General features: G+C 61.1%; 12 protein-coding genes. 1 reads left to right on the top strand and 11 read right to left on the bottom strand.

From position 1 onward, the window contains the following. The first annotated feature begins 89 nt into the window (after positions 1-89). Positions 90-689 carry a TetR/AcrR family transcriptional regulator gene (locus AACV02_RS30395; protein ID WP_119735979.1) on the top strand — a complete coding sequence of 200 codons (600 nt, stop codon included), beginning with the start codon at positions 90-92 and terminating at the stop codon, positions 687-689. Here the strand turns inward: AACV02_RS30395 and AACV02_RS30400 are convergent. The 11 genes from AACV02_RS30400 to urtA form a co-directional block, all read right to left on the bottom strand. Further along, positions 673-2028 (bottom strand): MATE family efflux transporter, encoded by a 1356-nt coding sequence (locus AACV02_RS30400; protein ID WP_106579718.1) that lies wholly within the window; start codon positions 2026-2028, stop codon positions 673-675. The genes AACV02_RS30395 and AACV02_RS30400 overlap by 17 nt on opposite strands. 25 nt (positions 2029-2053) lie before the next feature. After that, on the bottom strand, positions 2054-2626 hold the full coding sequence (locus AACV02_RS30405; RefSeq protein ID WP_119735981.1) for a DUF2239 family protein: 573 nt from the start codon (positions 2624-2626) through the stop codon (positions 2054-2056). 67 nt (positions 2627-2693) lie between these two features. Continuing rightward, entirely contained in the window at positions 2694-3650 is a 957-nt protein-coding gene (locus AACV02_RS30410; protein WP_119735983.1) for an AAA family ATPase, read from the bottom strand. Between the two features lie 3 nt (positions 3651-3653). Beyond that, positions 3654-4697 (bottom strand): aliphatic amidase, encoded by a 1044-nt coding sequence (locus tag AACV02_RS30415; RefSeq protein WP_119735985.1) that lies wholly within the window; start codon positions 4695-4697, stop codon positions 3654-3656. 15 nt (positions 4698-4712) lie between these two features. Further along, positions 4713-5060 (bottom strand): FmdB family zinc ribbon protein, encoded by a 348-nt coding sequence (locus AACV02_RS30420; RefSeq protein WP_106579714.1) that lies wholly within the window; start codon positions 5058-5060, stop codon positions 4713-4715. A 2-nt stretch (positions 5061-5062) separates the two neighbouring features. Continuing rightward, a complete protein-coding gene (fmdA, locus tag AACV02_RS30425; RefSeq protein ID WP_106579713.1) occupies positions 5063-6292 on the bottom strand; it encodes a formamidase in 1230 nt (409 codons plus the stop codon). Between the two features lie 219 nt (positions 6293-6511). Further along, a complete protein-coding gene (urtE, locus tag AACV02_RS30430) occupies positions 6512-7201 on the bottom strand; it encodes an urea ABC transporter ATP-binding subunit UrtE (protein ID WP_119735988.1) in 690 nt (229 codons plus the stop codon). Between the two features lie 10 nt (positions 7202-7211). Then, positions 7212-7970, bottom strand: coding sequence for an urea ABC transporter ATP-binding protein UrtD (gene urtD / locus AACV02_RS30435; RefSeq protein ID WP_048731454.1), 759 nt, complete (start codon positions 7968-7970; stop codon positions 7212-7214). Continuing rightward, positions 7967-9130 (bottom strand): urea ABC transporter permease subunit UrtC, encoded by a 1164-nt coding sequence (gene urtC, locus AACV02_RS30440; RefSeq protein ID WP_119735991.1) that lies wholly within the window; start codon positions 9128-9130, stop codon positions 7967-7969. The genes urtD and urtC overlap by 4 nt, the downstream gene beginning before the upstream one ends. A gap of 10 nt (positions 9131-9140) precedes the next feature. Next, complete coding sequence (gene urtB / locus AACV02_RS30445; protein ID WP_177413663.1) at positions 9141-10058, bottom strand: urea ABC transporter permease subunit UrtB; 918 nt, start codon at positions 10056-10058, stop codon at positions 9141-9143. Positions 10059-10225: 167 nt separating this feature from the next. After that, positions 10226-11434, bottom strand: a complete 1209-nt coding sequence (gene urtA, locus AACV02_RS30450) for an urea ABC transporter substrate-binding protein (protein ID WP_106579708.1) — start codon at positions 11432-11434, stop codon at positions 10226-10228. Between the last annotated feature and the right edge of the window lie 211 nt (positions 11435-11645).

Raw genomic sequence — 11645 nt, forward strand, 5'->3', positions numbered from 1 at the left:
GGCAAAATACATACGGTGCGTATGTGGCAAATCATGCGTAACATACGCAGCGTATGTCAATCACTCAAACACTTTCGCGAGCCCTACCCATGAGCCGAGCCCGTGCCGAAATGATCGAAGAAACCCGCGCCCGCCTGATCGCCAGCGCCCGCCAAGCCTTCGCCACACAGGGCTATGCCAACACGTCGATGGACGACTTCACTGCACGCGCCGGCCTGACCCGTGGTGCGTTGTACCATCACTTTGGTGACAAGAAAGGCCTGTTGGCCGCCGTGGTCGCCCAACTCGACAGCGAAATGGACGCGCGACTGCTGCACATCACCGATCAGGCCCAGGACCCGTGGGAAGGGTTTCGCGAACGCTGCCGAACGTATTTGCGCATGGCCCAGGACGACGAAATCCAACGCATCGTATTGCAGGATGCGCCGGCCGTGCTTGGCGATACCGGGTCGCAGCATCACTGCGTCGCGTCGCTGGGCCAGTTGCTTGAGGACTTGATGCAGGCCGGAGCCATCGAACAAGGCCCCAGCGTCGCACTGGCGCAGTTAATCAATGGCAGCCTGGTCAACACCGCGCTGTGGATCGCCCGCGATGAACACCCGGGCGATCGCTTGGAGCAAGGTTTGCAAGGTCTGGAATTACTGCTGCGCGGGTTGAAGCAACAAGCCCGCGCTACACCAGCCGCTTGATCTGCTTGTGCCGCCACACCAGCCGGTAATACGCAGTCTGCAGCGCCAGCATCGCCAGGTAGGTCACCGGAAACGCCATCCACACCCCTTCCAGGCCGAAGTGCGCATTGAGCAAATACGCCATCGGCAGCTCAACACACAGTACGCAGAAAATCGAGATGGCGACCGGCATCAGCACCACGCCGCTGGCGCGCATGATCCCGCCCACTACCGCCTGGAAGCCGAAGACCAAAACGCTCCAGAGCATAATGTGCAGCAAGTGCTCGGCATTGAGCCGCGCCGCGTCGTCGGTGATGAACAGCCCCAAGAGCCAGTGCGATAACAGGTAACCGAGCACAATCAATCCACCCGTCAGGCAGGTGTTGATCAGCAGGCCGGTGCGCAGGATCGGCCCGATTCGCTCCAGGCGCCCGGCACCAATCGCCTGGGCACCGAGAATCGAGGCCGTAATTGCAATCGACAGCGCCGGGAACTGCACATAATTGACGATCTGCGTCACCGCGCCATACGCCGCCGTGGCCTGGGAACCGTGGCTGTTGACCAGCGCCAGGATGACCAATTCGGACAGCGACAACACCACCATCTGCAAGCCGGTCGGCAAGCCGATGCGCAGCACTTTGCCGAGGATCGCCCGGTCCAGGCGCAACGCAGCCAGCAACTCACGGTCCGGCGCCATCACATGGTTTTTGTGGCGCAGGCGCAAGATCAAGAACAGCATCGCCAAGGCGTTACCGACCAGGCCCGCGTACACCGCGCTCTGGATGCCCATGGGCGGCAGGCCGATCCAGCCGCGAATCAACGCCGGCGTCAGCAACAGGCCGACCAGGGTCGAGACCATCAGCGCCAGCAGCGGCGAGACCGTATCACTCACGCCGCGCAGCAACTGGGTGTAGAGGATGAAGACCAACAGTAACGGCATGATCAGCATCATCGCCTGGGCATATCCCACGGCATCGTCGAGCACATCCACCGGGGTGCCCAACCCCTGCAAGGCCGGGCGCGCGAACAGGCTGCCGAGCACCGCCGCGATCAGGCCCACCAGCGCGCCAAGGGTCAGCGTCGCACCGGTGATCACCTTCACCATCCCGGTTTCCTGCGCGCCCCAGGCCTGGCCGATCAGCACCGAAGCGCCCGCCCCCAGACCGATCACCAGGGCAATAAAGAAAAACACGATGGGAAACATCCCCGACACCGCCGCCAGTGCCTGGGTGCCGAGCATTTGCCCGACGTAGATGCCATTGAGGGTGCCGGAAAAGCTTTGCAGAAAATTGGACAGCACCATCGGTGCCAAAAAAATCAGGTAGATCTGCCACAACGGCCGTTGCTGAGTGACTTCCATGGTCGTTCGAGTCCCGGAATTATTGTTAGACGGGGAAAGCATTGCGCGACAGCCAGGCCAGGTACGTCTGCACATCCTTTGGCCAGTGCCCGATCTTGCTGGCGAAGGCCGCCGGATCTTCAGCGAACAATGCCCGCGAGGCGTCTTCAAACCCAGGCAGGTCGCCGCCGATGGCGCTCATGAAACGATAGCTGGCTTCCTTGGCCTGGCGCGCCTGATCACGGCCAGCGCTGGCATTTCGCGCTTCATCCACCAACCGGCGCAAGGCCGCCGAGGCGCCGCCGGGTTGTTGGCCCAGCCATTCCCAGTGGCGCGGCAGCAGCGTGACTTCCCGCGCGACCACACCCAGCTTCGGGCGGCCCACCGTAGGGGCTGCCCGAAGCTCTTCGTCGAGTGACGTGTCTGCGGGTTGCTCGGGCGCATAACTGCCTGGCCATGGGTAATCGACTTGGGCGCCGGTGGCGTCATCAAAGACCAGAAAGGTGCCGGCTGTCAGGTCCAGCCCTGCCAGGGTTTCGGCCACCGCCGAATAGGCGCCGGCCGCCACCCGTTGGTGACGCAAGAAGGCAGTGCACAGAGGCGTGTGTTGCGTTGGCATGGCTTATTACCCGGATGTTATTTGTTTTACCCGGATCATATTAGCCGTAATGGGTCGACATGCAAGGCTAATGTTTCGAAACATCCAATTGTTCACCCCGCACCGTTGCCCGCATCCCTTGCACAGCAGGATCGCGCAGCAAGCACTCCGCAATCGCCGGTTCCAGCTCCACCCGCACGCGGCGGCCCAGCGCACGCGCGCCAAACCGAGCGTCGTGCTGACGACACAACCATGCCCGCGCCGACGCATCCACGCTTAATGAGCGCTGGTGCGCCGCCAGACGCTGATTGAGCTTCTCCAGCTCCACGTCAAGCAGCGCATCAAGCCAGCGCCTGTCGAGAGGTTCGAACATCAGGATACGATCGATGCGGTTGAGAAACTCCGGCTCGAAATGCCCATGCAACGCCTCCTCCAACACCGCCGCCTCGCCCCGCACAAACACCCGCAACAGCCGCCGCCAGCCCTGAGCGAAACGTTGGCGATGACGACGCGCCTGGTGCGCGCCGATGTTGCTGGTCATGAAAATCAGGCTGTTACGAAAATCCAAGGTGCGCGTGCCACCCGCCAGGGTCAGTTGGCCGTTTTCAAGAATGCCCAGCAGGCTGCGCACCACCTCCTGGCTGGCTTTTTCCAGCTCATCGAACAACACGATGCCAGGGCGGCTGTAGCTGCCCTGGATCAATTCGCTGTTGAACAGGCTGATGCCTTCCTTGCTGCCAACGTACCCCGGCGGCGCGCCGGTCAGTGCGGCGGCGTAATGCTCCTGGGCGAGCGTGTGCATGTCGATGCGACAAAACCCGTCGGCCCGGCCATGCAGCGCCTGGGCCAGCAGGCGCACGATTTCGGTTTTGCCCACGCCCGTCGGGCCCATGAACAGGTTGACGCTCAATGGCCGATCGCGCTCGCCGATATCGGCCTTGACCACCTTGAGCAGCCGCTCCACCTGCGCCAACGCCGCGTCCTGGCCAACGATGCGGCTGCGCAACAGCGCCATCACCTGCGCCGGGTCAAAGGTAAACCGCATGCCCTACTCCGCTGTTCTTTCTTTACCGCCATGGGGCAGTTGCCCCACCGGGCACTCGGCGACACCCACGGTGCTGCGGGTGATTTTCTCGACATTTTCCTGAGCCTTTTGCGCGTCCAGCACCCAGGTGCGGTAGAACTCGAACGGGCAGTCCGCCACGCCCTTGTCGCCATCGCCCGAGGCATGCATGCCGGTATAGCCACGGTGCAGCAACTTGAACAGGTGGTTCTGCGACTGGTCGTTGGCCCGCGCATCGCGAATCTGCGACACCGACAGTTGCGCGTACTGAATACCCATCTCTTCCTCGCCGCACTCGCCCAAGGTGCGCCCGTCAAAGCCGATGATCGCCGAGTGGCCGAAGTACGAATACACCCCGTCGAACCCCGCCGCATTCGCCACCGCCACATAGCAGTTATTCGCCCAGGCCATGCTCTTGGACATCTGCACCTGCTGCTCCTTGGCCGGGTACATATAACCCTGGCAGCGCACGATCAACTCGGCGCCCTTCATGGCGCAGTCGCGCCAGATTTCCGGATAGTTACCGTCATCGCAGATGATCAGGCTGATCTGCATGCCCTTGGGCCCGTCGCACACATAGGTGCGATCGCCCGGATACCAGCCTTCGATAGGGCACCAGGGAATGCACTTGCGGTAGCGCTGCACGATTTCGCCAAGGTTATTGATCAACACCAGCGTGTTGTAGGGCGCCTTGTGCGGGTGCTCCTCGTGGCGCTCGCCGGTCAAGGAAAATACGCCCCAGGTGTTGGCTTGACGGCACGCGGCCGAGAAGATCGCCGTCTCTTCGCCGGGAATGCTCGCGGCCGTGGCCATCATCTCGTCGTGGTCGTACATGATGCCCATGGTGCTGTATTCGGGGAACACCACCAGGTCCATGCCGGGCAGGCCCTGCTTCATGCCGAGAATAATCTCGGCAATCTTCTTCGCGTTGTCGATGACTTCGGCCTTGGAATGCAGGCGCGGCATCTTGTAGTTCACCATCGCGACACCGACGGTGTCCGGGCTGCTGGAAATGTCGCCATGACGCATAACAACGCTCCTGGTCTAGTGACTGATCATCCACGGCCGAGGCCCGGTCCTGGTCTTGAGGCCCAAGGGGTTGGCCTTGCTCGGCTCGACTTTCTTGCGGGTGCCGCAGCAACTGCAACCGGCCGGATGTTTGCGGCCTTCCTGGTATTCGCCGACGGTTTGCGGCGCATGGGCGCTGCGCTCGTTACCGGCGATCGCCTTGCGCTGGTTGGCCGACAGCGTTTGCAAGGCCGGGGCCGAGACCCTGAGCTGCCCGCCCGGCCCTTCGCAGTACGGGCATTGGCTGGGCTCATTGCGTTGGGCGATGGGCCGCAACATCGTGAACGTGCCGCAGGTGGCACAGGCATATTCGTAGGTCGGCATGGCTACAGGTCCGGGGCAATGGGCAGGTCGATGCTGCCGTCGAGGAACTTGGTGGGGCCGTTGGCGTTGGGGTTGATGTCGAACTCGAAGATTTCGGTCGGCAGCCACAAGGTCGCGCAGGCATTCGGAATGTCCACCACGCCGCTGATATGCCCCTGCACCGGCGCCGAGCCGAGCAAGGCATAACCCTGGGCCGGCGAGTAGCCGAATTTGGTCAGGTAGTTGATCGCATTCAGACAGGCCTGGCGGTAGGCGACGTTGACGTCCAGGTAGTGCTGCTGGCCCTGTTCGTCCACCGAAATGCCTTCGAAGATCAGGTAGTTCTTGTAGTTGGGCGTGATCGGGCTGGGCTTGAACACCGGGTTCTTGATCCCGTACTTGGCCATGCCGCCCTTGATCAGCTCGACTTTCATGTGGACCCAGCCGGCCATTTCGATGGCGCCGCAAAAGGTGATTTCGCCGTCGCCCTGGCTGAAGTGCAGGTCACCCACCGACAACCCGGCGCCGTTGACATAGACCGGGAAGAAAATCTTCGAACCGCGCGACAGGTCCTTGATATCGCAGTTGCCGCCATGCTCACGCGGCGGCACCGTGCGTGCGCCGGTCGCAGCCGCGTCGTCACGGGCCTGGCCCTTGAGCTTGCCCATGTGTGCAGTGGCGGCCAGTGGCGCATTGGCCAGCGGCGGCACGCGGGTCGGGTTGGTGTCGATCAGTTCCTGCTCGCGGCGGTTCCAGTCGGCGAGCATCACCGGGTCGGGCAGGCAGCCGATCAGGCCGGGGTGGATCAGGCCGGCAAAGTTAACCCCCGGGATGTGCCGCGAACGGGTGAACATGCCTTTGAAATCCCAGATGGCTTTTTGCGCGCTGGGGAAATGATCGGTGAGAAAACCGCCGCCGTTCTGCCGCGAAAAGAAGCCGTTGAAGCCCCACTGCGAGTCAGCCTTGGCGCCGATATCGAGCAAGTCCACCACCAGCAAATCACCCGGTTCGGCGCCGTGCACACCCACCGGGCCTGACAGGTAATGCACGGTGGACAGGTCCACGTCGCGCACATCACTGGCATCGTCATTGTTCTTGATTGCGCCGGCGGTCCAGTCGTAGGTTTCCAGGATGAAGTCATCACCGGGCTTCACCCAGCACGCCATCGGGATATCCGGGTGCCAGCGGTTATGGATATTTTCGTTTTCAGTGACGGGCTGGTTGAGGTCGACTTTGATCAGCGTTTCGGTCATGGACTGGCTCCTGGGCGGATGGTCTGGTGCGTGGAATCCAGTCTCGGGGAGCCAGGGGAAACGGGAAATACGTTGGATGACGTATGAGATTTTCAGAGCAGACACAAAACAACGGTGGGAGCGGGCTTGCTCGCGAAAGCGGTGTGTCAGTTAACAGATAAGTCGACTGGTACACCGCATTCGCGAGCAAGCCCGCTCCCACATTAGAACTGTGTTGTTTTAGACGGACAGGTAGCGGCTTATGGTCGCCTCATCCACCCGATCCCGAGTCTCTTCAATCACAAACCGGCCCTTCTCGATCACTAGAAAACGGTCGGCGATTTCCAGGGTGAACGACAGCACTTGCTCGGACACCACAATGGTCAAATCGCGCAGGTTGCGAATCTCCTTCAGCGTGCGCGCAATGTCCTTGATGATCGACGGCTGAATGCCCTCGGTCGGCTCATCCAGCAACAACACCTTGGGGTTGGTGGCCAACGCCCGCGCAATCGCCAACTGCTGTTGCTGCCCACCGGAAAGGTTGCCGCCCTTGCGCGACTGCATGTCATGCAACACCGGAAACAACGCATATAAATCTTCCGGCACCTTGCCCCGCGCCGACGCCGGCAAGCCGGTCTGGATATTCTCCAGCACCGTCATGCTCGGGAAAATCATGCGCCCCTGGGGCACATACGCAATCCCGCGCGCCACCCGCTCATGGGTCTCCAGCGCCGACACATCGTGCCCGTCCACACTGACCAAGCCTTGCCACTGCGGCAAAATGCCCATCAGGCTCTTGAACAGCGTGGTCTTGCCCATGCCATTGCGACCCATCACCGCGACGATCTCGCGCTTGGCCACATTCAGGTGCAGATCGTGGAGGATCTGGCTCTGCCCGTAACCACAGGACAACTGGTCGATCTTGAACATGCCGGATTCCTCAGTGGCCCAAATACACTTCGATAACTTTAGGGTTGCTCTGCACCGACTCCATGCTGCCCTCGGCCAGCACCTTGCCCTGGTGCAGCACCGTGACCTTGTGAGCGATGCTTTTGACGAACTCCATGTCGTGCTCGATCACCAGCACCGAGCGGCCCTGGCTGATGCGGTTGAGCAACTCGGCGGTTTGCGCGCGCTCGTTGACGCTCATGCCCGCCACCGGTTCATCCAGCATCAGCAACTCCGGGTCTTGCATCAGCAACATGCCGATTTCCAGCCACTGCTTTTGCCCGTGGGACAGCAGGTCAGCCTGTTGCTGCAGCAAATCACCGAGGAAGATTTCCCGCGCCACTTCTTCCACCCGCGCAATCACCTGAGCGCTGCGCTTGAAAAACAGCGCGCCCCACACCTTGCGCCCGGCGGGGTAAGACATCTCAAGGTTTTCAAACACCGTGAGGTTTTCGTAGATCGACGGGTTCTGGAATTTGCGCCCCACGCCGGCGCGCACGATGTTGTACTCGCGCATCTTGGTCAGCTCCTGGCCGTCGAACTGGATGCTGCCGCTGGTAGCGCGGGTTTTGCCGCAGATCAGGTCGAGCACCGTGGTTTTGCCGGCGCCATTGGGGCCGATCACCACGCGCACTTCATTGCGGTCGATGTACAGGTTGAGGTTGTCGACCGCCTTGAAGCCGTCGAACGACACGGTGAGGCCTTCGATGGCCAGCACCGGTTTTTTCATTTCAAAGCCGACGGCGGTCATGGCTGGGTCTCCAGGATGTTGCTTTTGGCGTTGGGTTTAATTGCCGGACTCACCGGGGGCGCAACCACGGGTTTGCGCCGCAGCAGCTTGGCCAATGCCTGGCGACCGTGGCTGTCCCACAACCCGGCCAGGCCATTGGGGAAATACATGACCACGGCGATGAACAGCCCGCCCATCAGGTACAGCCATAACTCAGGAAAGGACTCGGAAAAATACGTCTTGCCGTAGTTCACCAGCAACGCGCCATACACCGCGCCGAGCAGCGACATACGCCCGCCCACTGCGGCAAAAATCACCATCTCGATCGATGGCACGATGCCGACGAACGATGGCGACATAAACCCCACCTGTAAGGCGAACATCGCCCCGCCAATCGCCGAAAACGCGGCGGCCACGCAGAACACGAAGATCTTGAAACTGGCCACGTCATAGCCGGAAAACCGCACGCGCTCTTCTTTGTCGCGCATCGCCATCAGCAGCCGGCCCAGCTTGGACGCGAGGATAAAACGGCCGATAAAGATGCAGCCGAACAGCAGGCCGGCGTTGATGAAATACAGGATCATTTTCGCGCTGTCGGTGCGCAGGTCCCAGCCCAGCAGGGTCTTGAGGTCGGTGATGCCGTTGACGCCACCGGTCAGCCCTTGCTGGCCGACGATCAGCACGGTAAGGATCAGCGCAATCGCCTGCGTGACGATGGAGAAATACACATCGCCCACGCGCCGTTTGAACAGCGCCATGCCGATGATAAATGCCAGCAGCACCGGCACCGCGATCACCGCTACCAGCGTGAAGCTGAAACTGTGAAACGGCTGCCACAGCCAGGGCAGTTCGGTGATCTGGTTCCAGTCCATGAAGTCCGGGATGCCCGGTGTGGATTGGATTTTGGTGCTCTCGGGGTCGGAGGCTTCCAGCTTGAGGAACATCGCCATGCAGTAACCGCCGACGCCGAAGAACACACCCTGCCCCAGGCTGAGAATGCCGCCATAGCCCCAGCACAGCACCAGGCCCACGGCGACGAACGCGTAGGTCAGGTATTTGCCGACCATGTTCAGGCGGAACGCGTCCAACGTCAGGGGAAACACCACCAGCACCAGCAACGCCAACAACACGATACCGATCAGGTTTTGCTGGCCGCCCAGCAGCTTGTCTAAAGCCTTCATCTGCTCGCCTCTACTTGCGCACTTTGATGGAGAACAACCCTTGCGGGCGCAGCATCAGGATCAGAATTACCGAGGACAACGTGAGTACCTTGGCCATCGAGCCACTGAGGAAAAACTCCGACAGCGATTGGGTCTGGGCGATCACGAACGCCGAGGCGATGGTGCCGAACAGGCTCTGCGCGCCGCCGAACACCACCACCAGGAAGGTGTCGACGATGTACTGCGAACCCGCCGTCGGCCCGGTGGAGCCGATGGTGGTAAACGCCGCGCCCGCGACACCGGCGACGCCGCAGCCGAGGGCGAAGGTCATGCGGTCGACCTTGCGCGTATTGATCCCCACCGCGCGGCTCATGAGACGGTTCTGCACGGTGGCGCGCACCTGCAGGCCCCAGCGCGAGCGGTACAGCATCAGGAAGATCGCGGCGGTCAGCAGCAGGGTCAGGCCCATCATGAACAGGCCGTTGCGCGGGATTTCGATGGCATCGGTGAAATTCACCGAGCCCATCAGCCAGGCCGGCGGTTCGGCGCTGACTTCACGGGCGCCGAACACCGAACGAAAGGTTTGCTGCATCACCAGGGACAACCCCCAGGTGGCAAGCAAGGTGTCCAGCGGGCGCTTGTACAACCGGCTGATCATCGCCCACTCCACCAGCCAGCCGATGGCGCCGGCGACGAGGAATGACAGGGCAATGGCAACGAAGAAGTAATAGGGTTGAAAACTTGGCGCAAAGTGCACGGTGAGGCTGGAACACACGTAGGTGGTGTAGGCGCCAATGGTCAGGAACTCCCCGTGCGCCATGTTGATCACGCCCATCTGGCCAAAGATGATCGCCAGCCCCAATGCCATCAGCAACAGCACGCAGAACACGGACAAACCGTTGAACCCCTGCATCGCCGCGATGGCTCCAAATTCCGATAGCCATTCCATGATGATGGTCTCCTACAGAGAGATGAAATGCAGGCTTTTGCCGTTTTGCTTTATGTGGGAGGGGGCTTGCCCCCGATGAGGGTGGGTCAGCTTATAAGGCTGTGACTGACCCACTGCTATCGGGGGCAAGCCCCCTCCCACAGTTTGAAACTCGACGTGCCTGAGGGTTATTGGTAACCCTTTGGAAATGGATTCGGCTCGATCAGATCCGACTCGTAGATCACCTTGAACTGGCCGTCAGGCTGCACTTCGCCGATACGCGACTTGCTCCACAGGTGATGGTTCTCATGGATCTTCACGTAGCCTTCCGGCGCGTTTTTCAGCTCGATGCCAGGGCTTGCCGCCACGACTTTATCCACGTCGAAACTGCCGGCCTTTTCCACCGCTGCTTTCCACAACCAAGGACCGAGGTACGCCGCCTGGGTCACATCGCCGATCACCGCGTCCTTGCCGTACTTGGCCTTGAAGGCTTCGACGAAGGCTTTGTTGTTCGGGTTGTCCAGGCTCTGGAAGTACTTCATCGAGGCGTAGAAACCGGCCATGTTTTCGCCGCCGATGCCGAGCAGCTCGTCTTCGGTGACCGACAGGGTCAGCAGGGTTTGTTTGGACGAATTCACGCCCGCCGCGTTGAGTTGTTTGTAGAACGCCACGTTGGAGCCGCCGACCACGGCCGCAAACACAACGTCCGGCTTCTTCAGCTTGACCTTGTTGATCAACGAGCCGAACTGAGTGTTGCCCAGCGGGTAGTAGTCTTCGCCAACCACCGTGCCGTGCAGCACGTTTTCAATGTGCTTGCGCGCGATCTTCATCGAGGTGCGTGGCCAGATGTAGTCCGAGCCGACCAGGTAGAAGGTCTTGGCGCCCTTGGTCTTGGCAATCCAGTCGAGGCTGGCGAGGATCTGCTGGGTGGCTTCCTGGCCGGTGTAGATTACGTTTTTCGACTGTTCCAGGCCTTCATAGAAGGTCGGGTAATAGAGCAAGCCGTTTTCTTTCTCGAAGATCGGCAGCACGGCTTTGCGTGAAGCCGACGTCCAGCAGCCGAACACGGCGGCGACCTTGTCGTTGACCAGCAGCTTCTTGGCTTTTTCGGCAAAGGTCGGCCAGTCGGAGGCACCGTCTTCCTGGATCACTTTGATCTGGCGTCCCAGGATCCCGCCCGAAGCGTTGATCTGTTCGATGGCCAGGCGCTCGGCCTGGATCGAGCCGGTTTCGGAAATCGCCATGGTACCGGTGGCCGAGTGCAACTGGCCGACGGTGACTTCGGTCGGGGTCACGGCCAGGCCTTCGTTATCGGCCAGCACGCCCTGGCTGAACAGAGCGGCCGCCAGTAAAGACAAGGCCAACAGCGGTGTGGAGCGGATCAATCGTGGTGCCATGGGGCGACTCCTCTGCAATGAGGGGGTCAGCATGGCGGCAGCCGGCCATCGCGGGTATACGCAGCCTGACGTAACCCTGTACGTCATTTGACGTATGCCGTTGTGCACCATTTCGGCGCAGGATCACGCCCGCCCTGACACTGGAGATCAACTGTGAGAGGGGGCTTGCCCCCGATAGCGGCCTGGCAGTCAGTGCATTTGCCATTGGCCC

It is taken from the genome of Pseudomonas sp. Larv2_ips (assembly GCF_963879675.1).
In the GTDB taxonomy this organism is placed as follows: domain Bacteria; phylum Pseudomonadota; class Gammaproteobacteria; order Pseudomonadales; family Pseudomonadaceae; genus Aquipseudomonas.